Origin of the sequence: Flavobacterium faecale (genome assembly GCF_003076455.1) — a bacterium.
Classification (GTDB): Bacteria; Bacteroidota; Bacteroidia; order Flavobacteriales; family Flavobacteriaceae; genus Flavobacterium; species Flavobacterium faecale.
Window position 1 is genome coordinate 498,815 of record NZ_CP020918.1, and the last position, 15,825, is coordinate 514,639.

At 32.1% G+C, this 15,825-nt stretch carries 14 protein-coding genes and 1 tRNA gene; 6 read left to right on the forward strand and 9 right to left on the reverse strand.

Translation table 11 applies throughout. The annotated features are described in order from the left end of the window. Nucleotides 1-170 precede the first annotated feature (170 nt). From FFWV33_RS02295 to FFWV33_RS02305, 3 genes are all read left to right on the forward strand, one after another. Nucleotides 171-1,475, forward strand: a complete 1,305-nt coding sequence (locus FFWV33_RS02295; RefSeq protein ID WP_108739402.1) for a phage integrase SAM-like domain-containing protein — start codon at nucleotides 171-173, stop codon at nucleotides 1,473-1,475. Nucleotides 1,476-1,586: 111 nt separating this feature from the next. After that, entirely contained in the window at nucleotides 1,587-2,000 is a 414-nt protein-coding gene (locus FFWV33_RS02300) for a hypothetical protein (RefSeq protein ID WP_108739403.1), read from the forward strand. Between the two features lie 11 nt (nucleotides 2,001-2,011). Beyond that, a complete protein-coding gene (locus FFWV33_RS02305) occupies nucleotides 2,012-2,413 on the forward strand; it encodes a hypothetical protein (RefSeq protein WP_108739404.1) in 402 nt (133 codons plus the stop codon). A gap of 146 nt (nucleotides 2,414-2,559) precedes the next feature. On the opposite strand, the gene FFWV33_RS02310 is transcribed toward FFWV33_RS02305, so the two are convergent. From FFWV33_RS02310 to FFWV33_RS02325, 4 genes are all read right to left on the reverse strand, one after another. Beyond that, complete coding sequence (locus FFWV33_RS02310; protein ID WP_108739405.1) at nucleotides 2,560-3,942, reverse strand: hypothetical protein; 1,383 nt, start codon at nucleotides 3,940-3,942, stop codon at nucleotides 2,560-2,562. Between the two features lie 108 nt (nucleotides 3,943-4,050). After that, nucleotides 4,051-4,341 (reverse strand): helix-turn-helix domain-containing protein, encoded by a 291-nt coding sequence (locus FFWV33_RS02315; RefSeq protein ID WP_108739406.1) that lies wholly within the window; start codon nucleotides 4,339-4,341, stop codon nucleotides 4,051-4,053. A gap of 107 nt (nucleotides 4,342-4,448) precedes the next feature. Continuing rightward, nucleotides 4,449-5,333 (reverse strand): hypothetical protein, encoded by an 885-nt coding sequence (locus FFWV33_RS02320; RefSeq protein WP_108739407.1) that lies wholly within the window; start codon nucleotides 5,331-5,333, stop codon nucleotides 4,449-4,451. Between the two features lie 500 nt (nucleotides 5,334-5,833). Further along, nucleotides 5,834-5,915: transfer RNA gene (locus FFWV33_RS02325), tRNA-Leu, on the reverse strand. A gap of 112 nt (nucleotides 5,916-6,027) precedes the next feature. Here FFWV33_RS02325 and FFWV33_RS02330 point away from each other — a divergent pair. Then, on the forward strand, nucleotides 6,028-7,416 hold the full coding sequence (locus FFWV33_RS02330) for a dipeptidase (RefSeq protein WP_108739408.1): 1,389 nt from the start codon (nucleotides 6,028-6,030) through the stop codon (nucleotides 7,414-7,416). Nucleotides 7,417-7,642: 226 nt separating this feature from the next. Here FFWV33_RS02330 and FFWV33_RS02335 read toward each other — a convergent pair whose 3' ends face one another. The 3 genes from FFWV33_RS02335 to FFWV33_RS02345 all read right to left on the reverse strand — a co-directional run bounded on the left by FFWV33_RS02335 (nucleotide 7,643) and on the right by FFWV33_RS02345 (nucleotide 11,281). Next, nucleotides 7,643-8,275, reverse strand: coding sequence for a polysaccharide deacetylase family protein (locus tag FFWV33_RS02335; RefSeq protein ID WP_159085962.1), 633 nt, complete (start codon nucleotides 8,273-8,275; stop codon nucleotides 7,643-7,645). 207 nt (nucleotides 8,276-8,482) lie between these two features. Continuing rightward, entirely contained in the window at nucleotides 8,483-9,601 is a 1,119-nt protein-coding gene (locus FFWV33_RS02340; RefSeq protein ID WP_108739410.1) for a glycosyltransferase, read from the reverse strand. A gap of 345 nt (nucleotides 9,602-9,946) precedes the next feature. Then, on the reverse strand, nucleotides 9,947-11,281 hold the full coding sequence (locus FFWV33_RS02345; protein WP_108742432.1) for a saccharopine dehydrogenase family protein: 1,335 nt from the start codon (nucleotides 11,279-11,281) through the stop codon (nucleotides 9,947-9,949). Between the two features lie 321 nt (nucleotides 11,282-11,602). Here FFWV33_RS02345 and FFWV33_RS02350 point away from each other — a divergent pair, with 321 nt between their 5' ends. Both FFWV33_RS02350 and pckA read left to right on the forward strand, forming a co-directional pair. Further along, nucleotides 11,603-11,983, forward strand: a complete 381-nt coding sequence (locus FFWV33_RS02350) for a DUF423 domain-containing protein (RefSeq protein WP_108739411.1) — start codon at nucleotides 11,603-11,605, stop codon at nucleotides 11,981-11,983. Between the two features lie 72 nt (nucleotides 11,984-12,055). Next, on the forward strand, nucleotides 12,056-13,654 hold the full coding sequence (pckA, locus tag FFWV33_RS02355; RefSeq protein WP_108739412.1) for a phosphoenolpyruvate carboxykinase (ATP): 1,599 nt from the start codon (nucleotides 12,056-12,058) through the stop codon (nucleotides 13,652-13,654). 184 nt (nucleotides 13,655-13,838) lie between these two features. On the opposite strand, the gene FFWV33_RS02360 is transcribed toward pckA, so the two are convergent. Both FFWV33_RS02360 and FFWV33_RS02365 read right to left on the reverse strand, forming a co-directional pair. Continuing rightward, nucleotides 13,839-14,534 carry a PH domain-containing protein gene (locus FFWV33_RS02360; RefSeq protein WP_108739413.1) on the reverse strand — a complete coding sequence of 232 codons (696 nt, stop codon included), beginning with the start codon at nucleotides 14,532-14,534 and terminating at the stop codon, nucleotides 13,839-13,841. 48 nt (nucleotides 14,535-14,582) lie between these two features. After that, nucleotides 14,583-15,752 (reverse strand): glycosyltransferase, encoded by a 1,170-nt coding sequence (locus FFWV33_RS02365; protein WP_108739414.1) that lies wholly within the window; start codon nucleotides 15,750-15,752, stop codon nucleotides 14,583-14,585. Nucleotides 15,753-15,825: the final 73 nt, after the last annotated feature.

Below are 15,825 nucleotides of genomic sequence, written 5' to 3' on the forward strand. Positions count from 1 at the left end.
AATAAACTTAAATCCAACTACACAGCCTAAACTCCTTTATATATTGACTTTACACATCTTTTAAGTTTTATTAAATCACGTTAAATAAACTAACATTAATTGAATATAGGGTACTTATTAGGGGAATTATAAAGATATTGTTTGTATCTTTGATTCAAATATTTTAAGCTATGGCATCAGTTAGATATAGAATCAAAACCAACAACGATTGGAACAGTATTTATTTAAGATTCAAACAAGGAAAACAGTTTGATATAGAAATTTCAACAGGATTACAAGCCCCTAAAGACCGTTGGAGTGATGCAAAACAAAATGTTTTAGCAACTATTGACGTTGACTATAAATCTATAAACACAAAGCTAAAAGAACTAGATTCATTCATTAATAAAGAATATAGTTCATCTCTTTTGAGCGAAGAAATAATAAACTCAAAATGGTTGAAAGAGAAAATAAATATTTCATTTAATAGGGAAACTAAAAACGCTGAAATTGATGATAAATTATTTTTAACAAATTACATCAAATCATACATTGCGGAATCACACACTCGAAAAACAAAAAAAACAACAGTTGTTAAAAAAAGGACTATCCAGCATTACACTACTACTTTAAATAAAATTACTGCCTTTGAAAAATATTCTAATAAGAGAATGTTATTAGAGAATATTACACTTGACTTTCATGCCGATTTTATCGCTTTTTTAGAAAACGAACAAAAGCTAAATCCAAACACGATTGGCGGGTACATTGATGATATTAAGCAGTTTTGTAGCTATGCCAATAAAAAAGGGTATGAACTACCCAATGATTACAAACTGACTGAATTTTACTCCCCAACAAACAAAACAAAAGACATTTATTTAAAAGAAGATGAAATAAATTTAGTTTACAATACAACCTTTGAACAAGATTATTTAGACAATGCTAAGGATTGGTTTATTATTGGATTAAGAACAGGTTTCAGAATATCTGATTTTTTAAAATTGACGGCTAAAAACATTGATAACGATTTTATTCACAAAGAAACTTTAAAAACTGAATTTCCTGTAATTATACCAATTCACGAACAAGTAAAAAGAATTTTAGATAAAAGAAGTGGTAATTTCCCCCGTTCTATTAGCGATCAAAAATTTAATGATTACATCAAAATTATATGCGAAAAAGCGGGCATAAATGAAATTGTTGAAGGCGCAAAAATGACACCAATTGAAACAACCGAAAACGGCAAAAAGCAAACATTACATAGAAAAACCTTTGGTAAATATCCTAAATTTGAACTAGTATCATCTCACATTTGCAGGCGCTCTTTTGCTTCAAACTTATACGGCAAAATAGAAACTTTAACTATTATGAAAATAACAGGTCACTCAACAGAAAAACAATTTTTAGATTATATAAAAATTACACCAAAAGAATATGCAGAGAAGTTAAAAGCATATTGGAAAATCTACAATAAACAACCTAATGAGCTATAGCAATTAAAAGACTTTTATAAAATTTATTGCTTTTTTTTAATCAATTGAGGATAACCGTAAAAAACTTACATTACTTAATTGTATTTTTGTTTAAATCTTAAAACCAACACCATGAAAAAAGTAATTTATTTTTTAACTCTACTATTATTAACTATATCATGCTCCGATAGTAGCACAGACAACTCAACAAATTCTGACAATAAATCATTTCATCCTCCTACTTGGATTCAGAGCAGATGGACAACTGACCTCGGAGGAAGTAAGTTTGGATATAATTTCAAAAGTAATGATGTTTGCACCATTATAAATTCAACAGACAACTGTTTTAAAGCTATGTTAAATATTTATAAAGGAACACAAGCCATTATATCAGTAAACGAGGAGATTATATCCGAAACTGAATATAAGTTCTCTTATACTATTCAATCCTTTACACAATATTACCATTTCATAAAAGTATCTCCCACTTCAATCAAAGAATCAATAACAGACCCAAATGGCAACATTTTATATATAAAAAACTAAAATTTTAAATTATGTGGATATTTATAATTATTATCGCTATTGTAGTACTTGTTTTTAGTTTTAATTCAGCTCAAAATAAGAACATTACAGATATATACAACGAGGGTGGAATTGGACAAAAATACTCATATTTAATAAAAAAAATTTCTCATGGACAAATGCAAGTACTCGCAAAAACCAACACTTCTATAACTATAGGTGCTACAGAACAAAAACAGTCTTTCGAATTTCACATTATTAAAACATTCAACACTGTAAATATTCTATATACTTATAAATGTAAATTTCCTGTACCAGCAACCCACAATTTAAGTTGGGAATTCCCTCAAAATGGCGATCAAGAAGATATGGTAAATCAAATATTTTTTGATATTAAAAATTTAGTACATAAACTAAATATGGCAACTTTTTAATTTGAATAGTATTTCATATCAAGGATTAAAGTAAATCCCTATGAAAAAATAAAACAAAAAAACAATTCCGTAAGCAGATTAAAATTAGTCTATTTACGGAATATTTATTTTAAACTAAAACGCCCTTAAAACGGCTAAAAATACCTTTATTCGTAACGCTCCACTACAACAACGGGGATAAATCCAAGTTCTTGAGTTAAGGTTTGCAATACAAACTCTTTTACAACATCAATATTCTCAACGGTTGTTATTATGCAGTCGTGCAAAGTAAAAAACGGAATCTTTCTTTTGTACTTACTATTCAATTTTCGGGCTACAATATTGAGCATAAAATAACTTTCCATTTGCAAAACCAGGTAAGAAAAAAAGCAATGATTCTTTGATTTAAAAAGTTGCATAAATTTCAAAATGGTCGGATATTTTTCTTTAAATGCTTTTTGTTCCCATTTGAAGCAATTATTTTTTGCATTCCACATTTTCAAAAGTTGCTCTTTAGCCGTTTTTCGAGAATAGTATTTTGGCTCTCTAAATTTTTCGTTCTCATCTTCAGGAAAGTGATAATTAATAAACTCTCTTTCGTGATAGGTTTCTGTTAAGCAATTAAAACTGTTTAAATCGTCCTTAAATTCATCATACAAACTACCGTTCAAAATCTTAACACCAAAATCTTGAATCTCTTTATTATCAATACTTACAGCGTCTTTTGAGAACATATAATGTAAATAATATGATTTAGTAGATTTGATTATTTTAGATAAGTTAGAATTAAGATTTTGATAATGATTTAGTAAGTAAAATAAAAATGTTGGAACAGATGCGCAAATATCCACTTCCGCTAATTTTTTACTATCATATCTCAAAAATTTTCTAAATGCTTTTGGAAATCCTGTAATATTAGAATGAAATCTTCCGTCAGTTTCTGGATTGTGTGTCATATAATATTGTCCGTTCTGAATTTTCAGTATTTTAAAGGCATTACTTAAATAGTTGGCATATTCGCCTTTTTGCTCCAATAAATCCGCATTAAAATTTAAAGCATCATTTAACTGAACTGTTAATCTTTTTGGATTGAAATAATCAATAAAAACACGGTAATTTTTCCTAACTGATTCCTGAATATTTGAACCATATTGTTTTTTCAGTTTTTGCAACAAACTCAAATTAGTAATTTCGTATGCTTCTATTGGAATGTATTGATAATAAGATCTAAGTCTATAGGAATAACTATTCCCCGCTGTATAATTTTTGCGCTCCAAAATATTACCAACACAATCAAAGTTTTCACATAAATACCGAATATGGTTTCGGTAGTCCTTGCAATAACTTTCTAAAATTTTTGACGATAACGAATTGAATTGATTGTAAAGAGTAGTATTCTTGTCTTTAGTCATTCTATTGGTCATTTTTTCAATTACAAAATGAAGTATCAGGTAGGCAAAATCAAAGTTGAATTTAAAATCAGGTGGAAAACGGTTTACACGTTCTTGTAAATCAATGTTTTTCAGTTTTAAAATATAGTATTCTGTCATTTTTTTTAAATTTAAAATAAGCGATGCCTTACAGTGTGAAAACACCGCTTATATTTTTCCGTTAATAGTTGAATTAATTAGGCAGAAACGCCTTGAGAAGATGAAATGCTATGCAACTGCATTAAGTTTGTCCAAAACATCGTTTTTTAGATAATAAACTCGTGAATTTATTTTTCTTGCAACAAGTATTTTGTCTTTAGACCATTTCCACAAAGTTGTGTGCGAGACATTTAAGAGCTTTGCCGCCTCGTCTCGTGTAATAATTTTGGTCTGTTCCTCTTCTTTGGGAACTGTTTTCATTAAGTTACTGAACCTTTGAAATTCGGTTGCAACTGTTTGTTGAATTAAACTGATTAAATCAGATTTTGTTAAGTCAATTAATCTTATATTTTCTATCATATAGTATTTGCAAAAATGAGGATTAGTTTGTTTTGTTTCATCTTGCTTCTACAAAGAACTAAAATCACTCATTCCAGAAAGAAATGAAAACATACTATTTGGGAACGTTACGACTTCAAAGAGTTATATAATATTTCTGATTTACTATTGTACCTATTAAAAACCTTCAATTTATCAAGTGAAATTTCATAATCATCAACTAAAAACTCACGAAATTCAAGTTCTTTAACAGCTTTGTGAATTAGTTTATCCTCGGACATTTTTCTAAAAATAAAACTGTAATCCGCTAATATTGTTCTTTCATTAATACAGAGTTTTTCCTTTACTAATTCAAAAAAAGTGAATGCGGAATCATTTATAAAGATTCTTGAATTACTTTTTTTTAATTCTTTTGAGTTCTCTTCTGCTAAATTTACAGAAATTTGCATTTTGTTATTAAAATCAACCTTATCAAAGCCTTTCAAATAACCGCCATACAAATCAAAAATTGTATTATACGTTTTTATATATCCGTTTTTTAGATAAATCAGTTTTGGATATAATTTGGGGTTTTCAATTTCTGTACAATTATCAGATTCTTTAATATGAGTGACTAATATTAATAAAAATTGTTTTAGTACAGTTTTTTTTTCTTTTTTACCTAAATCATTTTTTGAAAATAACGTAGCAAAGTTAGCAACTATATATTCCAAAATATTATTATTATTACTAATATACCCAGAACCTGTACACTCAAATTTAAACATTCTTTCGTAAAAAGTTTCAAAATTATAGGGGCTTCCACTTTTACTATAATTTTCGGGTGTACCAATTAGAACTTCTTTTCCATCAATAAAATCGTGAAAATTTGTATGATTAATAACGCATTTAAGTTCCTTCATGTCAGAAATAAATTTATCAAACAAAAATTTTAAACCTCCATAACCACCTTTTATATTTAAGGTTGTCTTTTCTATGAAATCATAAGCCAGATTATATTTTTCTATAGACATAAATTGTTGTTTTTGTTTAAAATTCAATTACACTTACCTTTTAAAACAGTCATCAATAGATAACAAAATCAATACTTTTTATTTTTAATATTAACCTTTTAAAAGAAAATGACAGATTAACTACGTTCTATTTATATACATATTAATTTAATCGTATTTAAGTATGGTAAATAGACCGCACTTTACTTAATAATAATAAAAAAAAACCGCTTAAATAGTTCACTAAAAATACTAAAAATCTACTTACGGACAATCATCCATTTAGTCCTATAAGTTATAGTCTAGCAAAATAAAGCTTTTTTGTAGTTTCCCCTATCTTGGTTTATCTCATTTAATATTCAAAGATAAATCCTAATTCTAAAAGATTTGAATTATATTAATTTACATTAAAACAAGTTCCTTTAGGTTTAGCATTGTAAAACAGGGTGTTTATTAGGGGAATATTGAAAACAAAAAAGACTTAAAAAACTGATTAACAGCTAATTAAGTCTTTAAGTATGTGCGGATAATAGGACTCGAACCTACACGCCTTGCGGCACCAGATCCTAAGTCTGGCATGTCTACCAATTTCACCATATCCGCGTGCAATTGTGGGTGCAAATATAAACATTGTTTTGGATATTCAAAGCATTTTTTAAAAAAATTTATTTATCATTTTTTTGTATTTTTGAAAGTACTAAAAGTTTACAAATAAATGGACAATATAAAGCATTACATCAACGAAAATAAAGATCGTTTCATCAACGAATTAATAGAACTTCTCAAAATTCCATCGGTAAGCGCAGATGCTGCGTACTCACAGGATGTTATTGACACCTCTGAAGCTGTAAAAAAGAGCTTGGAAGAAGCAGGTTGCGACTTAGTCGAAATATGCGAAACAGACGGCTACCCAATTGTATATGGTCACAAATTAATTGACCCTGCCCTTCCAACGGTCCTTGTATATGGGCATTATGACGTGCAACCCTCAGACCCGATTGAACTGTGGACTTCTCCTCCATTTGAACCTGTTATCAAAACAACTGACATTCATCCAGAAGGCGCTATTTTTGCGCGTGGAGCATGTGATGACAAAGGACAAATGTACATGCACGTAAAAGCTTTTGAATATATGATCAAAAACGACTGCTTACCGTGCAACGTTAAATTCATGATCGAAGGTGAAGAAGAAGTAGGTAGCGTCAACCTTAAGACTTTTGTCGAAAATAATACCGAAAAACTGAAAAATGACGTAATTCTTATTTCAGACACCGGAATGATTTCAAACCAACAACCTTCAATTACAACTGGTTTACGCGGATTGAGCTATGTAGAAGTAGAAGTTACGGGTCCTAATCGCGATTTACACTCTGGATTATATGGTGGTGCAGTAGCTAACCCAATCAATATTCTCTCTAAAATGATTGCTTCGTTACATGACGAAAACAATCACATAACCATTCCTGGATTTTATGACAATGTTGAAGAGCTATCGACTGAAGAAAGAGCCGAAATGGCCAAAGCCCCTTTTAGCTTAGAAAATTATAAAAAAGCATTAAATCTTAACGATATCTATGGCGAGGCTGGATATACTACCAACGAGCGTAACTCTATACGCCCAACACTTGATGTGAACGGAATTTGGGGTGGCTATACAGGCGAAGGTGCAAAAACAGTCATTGCTAGCAAGGCATTTGCAAAAATATCAATGCGTTTAGTACCCAACCAAGACTGGGAGGAAATCACTGATTTGTTTACAAAACATTTTACAGCCATTGCTCCAGCGGGTGTAACAGTTGTAGTCAAACCACATCATGGAGGTCAAGGATATGTAACACCAATCGACAGTATTGGATACAAAGCAGCCAACATGGCGTATACAGAAACTTTCGGTATACCTGCCATACCGGTTCGATCAGGAGGAAGTATTCCGATTGTAGCTTTATTCGAAAAGGAGTTAAAAAGCAAAACGATCTTAATGGGATTTGGATTGGACAGCGATGCTATTCACTCACCAAATGAACATTTCGGAATATTTAATTATTTAAAAGGAATAGAAACTATTCCGTTATTTTATAAATATTTTGTGGAATTATCAAAATAGTCTCAAGCAAAAAAGTCCGTTACCAACAGTAACGGACTTTTTTTTCGGGTTTTCTGTGTTGATTTATTGTGCTATCTTTTATTAATACTAATTCAGAAAAAGAAGCAACTTTAGAAAATGTTGACAATGCAGTTGCAAACATATTTCCTTTTAACAAACCACCATCAAAACAATAGAAAATCAATAATTCGTAAGAAAAAAAGCGTGGAAAGAATTAACCAACCTTTTATAATAACTTTTTACGCCCAAGTAGCACTTTTCTTTTGAATACTTCAAAACTATCACCTCCCCTAATATCAATGCGCTGAATTTGATATTTATTTCGAAAAGGAAAAACATTTATCCTGTTCCCGATTCGTAAACCGTATCTAATTCCGTATTTCTTCAACAATTCAAACAAAGCTTTTTGCTTTGCATCTTTCTTTCGATAATAACCTCCATAGGTGTAGGCAAGCGCAGGAAAAACTTTCAACTTCTCATGAGCAATCACCTTTTGACAAAGTTTTAAATCTTCTTCGATTTCCTCTAACGTAAGCATCGCATAATTATCATGTTTGTAGGTATGATACCCTAGCTCAATATGTGAACCAATTTCTTCTAGTTGCGTTCTATCCATCAAACGCATATTGTCATTTTTAGAAATAAACTCACCTCCCCAATCAATTTTTTGACCAATCTTACCTAAAACAACAAAAAGAACTGCCTTAAAATCATATGCTTTTAAGATGGGATATAAGACCGTATAATTATCCAAAAAGCCATCGTCAAAAGTCAGAACAATTGATTTTTGTGGCAATGGGATATTATTCTCTTGATGAGCCTCAACCTCTGACAACCACATTGTGTGGTACTTATTCATTTTCAAAAAATCAAATTGAGCAATTAAGGATTCTTTTTTAATTGTAATTTGATCGTAAAAACCGTTAGTAGAAATTGAATGATATTCTAAAATTCGTAATTTATTTTTCGCTAAATAAAATAATTTGAATTGAAAATGCATCACTAATAAAACTAGGAGCATTAAAAAAACAAAAAAGCCAACCAAAATATACACCATTCTTATTTTCTATATTAAGCTATATTCTTCATCAACAACCTGAGACAATACAGCATTTATTTTGTGACCAATAACAATCCTAGAAGCTGTTCTCATTAAAAAGTCATAACCATTGTCAACACATTTATTCAATGTAATTGGGCAATTTAAAAACACTTCTACTTTATCAGCAAAATCTATTGCATTACCTGCCTCTGCCAACAATCCAGTTACATTATCTTGTAAAACAGTAGGGACTCCTCCTGCTCTCGCAGCTACAACAGGAACTTTGCAAGCATAGCTCTCGAGAATTACTCCACCTGTAGCTTCATTATTAGAGGTAAACAAAAATAGATCAAATTCAGGAATACATTGTTGTACGTCTGTACGAAAACCAGCAAAAATAATTTCGTTTTGCAAACCTTTGGATTTTACGTACTCTTTAATCTCATTTTCGAGACCACCTTCACCAATTAAAACATACTTAGCCTTCACTCCTCTTTTATACAATTCTGCTACAGTATCAACCCAAGTATAATGATCCTTTACTTTACAAAAAGCAGAAACATTACCAATAATTTTATATCCCTGCGGAATACTAAATTCACGGTGTAAAAAACCATTTTTTTTATGCAAACAAAATTTGTCTGTATCTACTACACTACCTACAACCACCATTTTTTGATGATTTTTGATTGTAGCTTTCAAAATATCAACAACTGGGTCTGACACGCAAATAATTTTTTTGATGCCTTTATAATTATATTTAAATTTTCTGAAAAAATTGGTACCTACATTCTTGATTAATGTCCTAAAAAGCACTAGCGGAATCTTTAACCCACAAAACATACTACTAACCACCCCAATTGTGTGTGATTTACTATTATGAAGCAAAACCAAATCTGACTTATTATGATCAGCTATATTTTTTAATTCTTTTGCGATCTTAATGCTGTATTCCGATTTATACTGCACTCCAATTACATTCAAATTTCTTTGGGTAGCTATTTCGAATATCTTGGAACCAATAGGACATACAATTAATTGTTTTTGAACCAATTTATTATCTTCTAAAGATTCATAAATATCAATAATCATTTGTTCGTGTCCTCTCCAAACGGTCGAGCAAGTAAAATGTAGTAAGTTCATAATTGAAGATTTGATACGAATATATCTTTCCTCTTTTGAATTGACCTTAAAATTGACCTTAAAAACACCTTAAAACTATCTTAAGAAACCTTAATCGCCCTACTAAACAAGAGTAAAGACTAGGAAAACCGAATAAAAAAGACAAATAAAACATCCGAATCAAAACCAATATTAACGTTTTTTACACAGATATACCTTATAATTAAAAATTACCCATACTTTGCAAATTAGAAATAAGTCGCTTTACATCACTATCAAAAGCGGTTTTCGATAAAAAAGAAAAAAATAAGATCAAAACACCACAGCCTCTAAATCATCAGAACCGATAATAAACCAAAAAAAATGTTAAGAATAAATTTCTTCGAATACCACACCATGCTTTTCTAGTTCCTTCAGAATAGGTTCGTAAATATTTTTATGAATAGGCAATTGCACGCCGTACGTATTTATTTTGCCGTTTAGAATTAGTAAACTTGTCATTGCAACAGGCAAACCTACCGTTTTCGCCATGGCAGTATACGTTTGATCTTCACCAATGCAAACCATTTTTGAATCAATTTGTTTGTCTTTCCCATTGATTTGATAACCAAATTCATGACACATTACAATCATGTCTTTGTCTGTAGGTTGTAAAAACCAACTTTCGGTCAAGATCTTCTCAAGGATTTCTGCTGGACTTGCCTGTACCAACCCAACAATTTTAGTAGAACTGAATAAATCTAATTCAGCTATTTTTTCGAAAATGGCAGCTTTTTGATCGGCTTCCAAAAATCTTTTTAATTTACTTTCAACAGAGAGTACGTTATCAAAAGGCAAAAAGCTATTCAGAAATTCACGATAAGTCATTGTAGCCGTGGTTTCCATTTTGTAACTATCATCGGTCATGCCGAGTTGAACAAAAACATTCCAAGCAGCAGAGAATCCTATATTCCGAATGGTACCACGATACATGGTTTCTGCCTCATCAATACCATAAATTGACTTGTACTTCATTGCATCTCGATTAGCGTACGCCTCAAAATCTCCAAAACCATTTACATTTATTTTTTCGGCACGTCGAAATAAATTGACATACGGAATGTACTTGAACTGACCTTTTTCTAGATACTTTGCAACTCCACCTTGGCCCGCCAAAACCACATTACGAGGAGCCCAAGTAAACTTATATTCCCATAAGTTAGTATTAGATTCTGGTGCAACAAGCCCACCACAATACGATTTAAAGGATTTAATGACACCACCCTGCTGCTTTATCTCATCAATTACTTTCATCGCACTCATGTGATCAATGCCGGGATCAAGTCCCACTTCATTCATAAAAACCAACTCATTTGCTTTGGCCTCATCATCAAGTGCCTGCATCTGCTCACTTATATAGGAGGCAGTAACCATATGTTTCTTAAATCGAATGCAGTCCTTTGCTACTTCAATATGTAAATGCGCAGGCAACATTGAAATTACTAAGTCTGAAGATGCAACCGTTTTATTCCGTTGTTGCTCATTTAAAATATCAAGAGCAATTGCAGTCGCATTGGGATGATTATTTGTCTTTCTATCGGCCAACTCCAACGAAATATCCGCAATAAGCAGATGCAAATCCTCTTCGGAAGATTTATCCAAAAGGTATTTAATCAACGAAGATGCAGATCGACCCGCTCCAATTATCAAAATATTTCTCATAATGATTCCTTCCTTATTAATGTTAGTTTCCAACTAGTATACTTGATAGACTTGAGTAGATTTAGATAAAAAATACAGTTTAAAATAGTAAGCCCTACTAAATCAAATTTACAAAATGCTACCTTCAAATGGTCATTTTAAACAATGAATAAAAAAGTGTTACTGCATCTATTGAACAACATCTATCTTTTACACTCGAAAAAGACTTTCATAGCGGCTAGCGTCAGCCCAAATTAATGTTAAATCAAAAGAAAATAGTAACCTTTGACGTTGTTATATATCGATATGCTTTATTTTTGTATTCTCTTAAAAAAGATTAAAATGGACAAAAAGATTACCTACACAGGAGCGTTAATGGGAATGATTGCAATTATTTTTGGTGCCTTTGGTGCGCACGCTTTAAAGAAAATATTGACTCCAGATCTACTAGCTACCTTTGAAACTGGCGTACGTTATCAAATGTATCAAGCTTTTTTCTTACTCTTGCTCCCCACTTTCAAACAACTTAGCGACAAAACCAAAAACAGTATCTATTATCTTATTGTCATTGGCGTAATTCTATTTTCAGGTTCGATATACGGCCTAGCTACCAACTACTCAACCCCATTTGACTTTAAAACAATTGGCTTTATTACACCAATTGGAGGACTACTAATTATCATTGGTTGGGGGATATTATTTTACAGATATTTAAAAATATAAAATTTTAACGCTATTTTGTTATATTTAGTTACCTTTAGTGTACACAAACTTAAACACTAAATTACACTATTTATGAATGAGAATACCTTACACGCAATTCCATCGCTTGACTACCTTGGAATTAAGCAAACTCAAATTCATTACCAATTATCACCTGAAGAATTGCACGAAAGAACAATTGCAGCAGGACAAGGAACTGAAACATCTACCGGCGCTTTAGACATTAACACTGGTAAATTCTCTGGACGTTCACCTTTGGACCGCTTTATTGTTAAAGACAGTATTACCGAAAATGATGTTTGGTGGGGTAATGTCAACATACCTTTTGAGCCACAACATTTTGATGCTTTGTACAACAAAATGACCGCCTACTTGTCAAACAAGGAGCTTTATGTGCGTGATGCCTACGTATGTGCCGATCCAAAATATCGCTTGAATGTACGCGTGGTAACCGAAACTGCTTGGGCAAATTTATTTTGTCACAATATGTTTCTGCGCCTTTCTGAAAGTGAATTAGCCGATTTTGATGCTGATTGGACTGTAATTTGTGCTCCAAGTTTCTTGGCTGTACCCGAACTTGACCATACAAGACAAGCTAATTTTGCCATATTGAACTTTAGCCGAAAAATTGCAATGATTGGCGGAACAGGATATACAGGCGAAATGAAAAAAGGAATTTTTTCGGCTTTGAATTTTATTCTTCCAGCATCTCGCAATGTATTGTCTATGCATTGTAGTGCTAATGTGGGTGACAACGGCGAAACTGCAATCTTTTTTGGATTGTCTGGAACAGGAAAAACAACTTTGTCTGCTGATCCAAAACGAAAATTGATTGGTGACGATGAACATGGATGGACACCCGAAAACACAGTCTTTAATTTTGAAGGAGGATGCTATGCGAAAGTTGTCAATCTGTCTGAAGAAAATGAGCCAGACATCTTTCGTGCGATCAAAAAAGGTGCCCTACTAGAAAACATTGTATTCAAAGAAGGTACAAACGAAGTTGATTACGAAGACATCTCTATTACCCCAAACACGCGTGTAAGTTACCCAATAGATCATATCGATAATATTCAGCCTGGTTCAATGGGAAAAGATCCAAAGAACATCTTTTTCTTAACAGCTGATTCTTTTGGAATTTTACCTCCAATCTCTAAATTGACCCCAGGACAAGCAGCATACCATTTCATATCAGGCTACACAGCAAAAATCGCCGGTACTGAAGCTGGAATCACAGAACCTATGCCAAATTTTTCAGCTTGTTTTGGAGCTCCTTTCATGCCCTTGCATCCTACGAGATATGCTGAAATGTTGAGTCAAAAAATCAAAGAAGATGACGCGACCGTTTGGCTGATAAACACAGGATGGACTGGCGGTGCTTATGGTACCGGAAGCAGAATGAAATTAAAATATACTCGCGCCATGATTGATGCTGCCTTAAGCGGCGAATTGGATGCCGTTGCATACAAAAACCACACTGTTTTTGGAGTTGCCATTCCGCAGAGTTGTCCTAATGTACCTGCCGAAATTTTAAACCCAAAAGACACTTGGAGTGATCAAGACTTGTACGACACAAAAGCAAAAGAATTAGCAGCAAAATTTCAAGCAAATTTCAAACAATTTTCGTCTTATGCCAATGAAGAAATTCTAGCAGGAGCACCGAAAATTTAGCTTACTATGATTTTACAATTTTAAGTTGGAGGACAGAAAAAAAGCAATAAATATATCCAAAATCTTAAAATATACTATTCGAAATTGAACATCGAAGTTTGAATTTCAATTTAAAAAAATAGCCTTACTTACAGAAATATATTTCTAATAAGTAAGGCTTTTTCTATTTGCTTTTTTATTAAGACTACATATAACTCATAATCTCTTTTTTCAACGTGTCATATTCTCCTTGAAGAATCAAACCATTGTCTAATAGTTTTTTGAAGTTCTGCAATTTTTCGAATAATTCCTCTGACGATAAATCTTTTAAAGTTTTTTCTTGAGCAGCACTTTCGTTAGGAATCGATTGGTATTCCGGTGGACTAACTGATACAATTTCGGCATAATTCAATACCTCTTCTGTTTCTACTTCTTCAATTTCTTCAACAGCAGCTTCTTTTTCAACAAATACAGGTGGCGTTACAGCCTCAGGTGTTGCCAAAGTAACTTTTAAATTATCCATTTGCTCCTTAGCAAAAGTATACAGTTTGCGCGCTTGTGTTTTAGGAATGTAATCGATAGAAATGGTAAGATCGGTTTTGGTCGAAAAAGAAAATTCTGAACCTAGAATATTTTCTTTAACAAAAACTCCAGCTACATCTTCCCAGTCATAATCCACAAAATCCATTGACAAACCCAAGTTTTTGGGCTTACACAAAATCATTCGTTTATTAGTAAGTACAATACTATCTGGAAAAACGGTTATAGCAGGTTTTTTTTGAACGCCAATATACCCGACTTCTTCATTTTTCATTAATAGATCCTGCAGTTTTGAAGTGATTTTTTCAATTGCTTTAGGGTCTTGATCTTCGTTTAAGAATTTTTTTATTTGATCTTTCATATATAGGTGTGCGTCGCTAGATTTTTATTAGAATCAAAGCTAACGAATTTAACGGTATGATATTGCTATTTGTCCGATTTGGAAAACGATTTTTAACGAATCTTTAAAGGATAACTTCGATCCGTCGGCATGGATCCATCTTTTTAATGGTTGCTCACATACCATCTTTTTAGTCTCTTCGTCTCCGTATATTTTTTTCATTCGCATAAAAATCTCCACATCAAAGAGCCATTTGGTCAAAAATTTTGTTTGAAATGTTTTTTCAATTACGTCTTTACTCATAATCTTGGCACCACATTGGGTGTCATTGAATTCCATTCCGATTGTTTTTCGAATAATAAAATTAATCATTTTACTAATAATCGCACGGGCAGATTCCTTGGTGATGTCTGCACCCATACGCGCCATACGGCTACCACTTACAATCTTAAAGTTAGACCCAGAAATAGTAGTAACTAGATCATGAAAATCAGCAAAATCGGTTGATAAATCGGCATCAAGAAAACCTAGGTAATCAAATTGATTTTGTTTGGCAAGGTGCAACATCCCTAATCGAACAGCTTCTGCCTTACCTCCATTTTTTTCGCAATCATAAATACTTATGTGGTCTTCATTACCCACACGTAATTTTTCTAATACTTCTAATGTTTTATCTGTACTTCCGTCATTGACAAAACACAAATGATAACCAAGGTTAGAATTTATAAAAGTTTTAAATTCATCATCTAATAATCTTAGTTCTTCGTTATAACACGGAATTACAACACCAATACAATCATTTTGAATAATTTGATTCTTTTTGGTTTCGTTTGATAATTTTTCACCACTACCGATAAGTCTTTTTACACGAGCTCCAATTTCGCTCAAACTTAATGGTTTTTTCATATAATCATCGACACCGATATCAAAACCTTTCACGATTGTTTCTTCATCTGTGTTACCAGACAGAATCATTACCGGAGTAGTATGCCCTTTGGTGACTTTAATGTGCTTGGCAATTGCCAAACCATTGTTTTCATTCGTCATTTCTTCAGCATGTGTGTCTTCAGAAAACGGCATATTGATATCAGCTATAACTAAGCTTGGTGCATTTAAATCATATTTTTGTATTCCATCAGAAACATTTTTGGCCGTTATCACTTGATAACCTAAGTCCAAAAGACATTTTTCTAAGGACAAAACAACCAATTCTTGGTCATCAACAATTAATATCTTCATAGTTTCCTATTTTTTTAGTAGATTGGGTAAAAGTAAATATATTAAATATCTGATAGCTTTACAACAGAATAGC

Excerpts from the sequence above, each read along its gene's own strand:
- FFWV33_RS02295 (WP_108739402.1), top strand. The coding sequence starts at position 171 with ATGGCATCAGTTAGATATAGAATCAAAACCAACAACGATTGGAACAGT.
- FFWV33_RS02300 (WP_108739403.1), top strand. The coding sequence starts at position 1,587 with ATGAAAAAAGTAATTTATTTTTTAACTCTACTATTATTAACTATATCA.
- FFWV33_RS02305 (WP_108739404.1), top strand. The coding sequence starts at position 2,012 with ATGTGGATATTTATAATTATTATCGCTATTGTAGTACTTGTTTTTAGT.
- FFWV33_RS02310 (WP_108739405.1), bottom strand. The coding sequence starts at position 3,942 with ATGACAGAATACTATATTTTAAAACTGAAAAACATTGATTTACAAGAA.
- FFWV33_RS02315 (WP_108739406.1), bottom strand. The coding sequence starts at position 4,341 with ATGATAGAAAATATAAGATTAATTGACTTAACAAAATCTGATTTAATC.
- FFWV33_RS02320 (WP_108739407.1), bottom strand. The coding sequence starts at position 5,333 with ATGTCTATAGAAAAATATAATCTGGCTTATGATTTCATAGAAAAGACA.
- FFWV33_RS02330 (WP_108739408.1), top strand. The coding sequence starts at position 6,028 with ATGGACAATATAAAGCATTACATCAACGAAAATAAAGATCGTTTCATC.
- FFWV33_RS02335 (WP_159085962.1), bottom strand. The coding sequence starts at position 8,275 with ATGAATAAGTACCACACAATGTGGTTGTCAGAGGTTGAGGCTCATCAA.
- FFWV33_RS02340 (WP_108739410.1), bottom strand. The coding sequence starts at position 9,601 with ATGAACTTACTACATTTTACTTGCTCGACCGTTTGGAGAGGACACGAA.
- FFWV33_RS02345 (WP_108742432.1), bottom strand. The coding sequence starts at position 11,281 with ATGAGAAATATTTTGATAATTGGAGCGGGTCGATCTGCATCTTCGTTG.
- FFWV33_RS02350 (WP_108739411.1), top strand. The coding sequence starts at position 11,603 with ATGGACAAAAAGATTACCTACACAGGAGCGTTAATGGGAATGATTGCA.
- pckA (WP_108739412.1), top strand. The coding sequence starts at position 12,056 with ATGAATGAGAATACCTTACACGCAATTCCATCGCTTGACTACCTTGGA.
- FFWV33_RS02360 (WP_108739413.1), bottom strand. The coding sequence starts at position 14,534 with ATGAAAGATCAAATAAAAAAATTCTTAAACGAAGATCAAGACCCTAAA.
- FFWV33_RS02365 (WP_108739414.1), bottom strand. The coding sequence starts at position 15,752 with ATGAAGATATTAATTGTTGATGACCAAGAATTGGTTGTTTTGTCCTTA.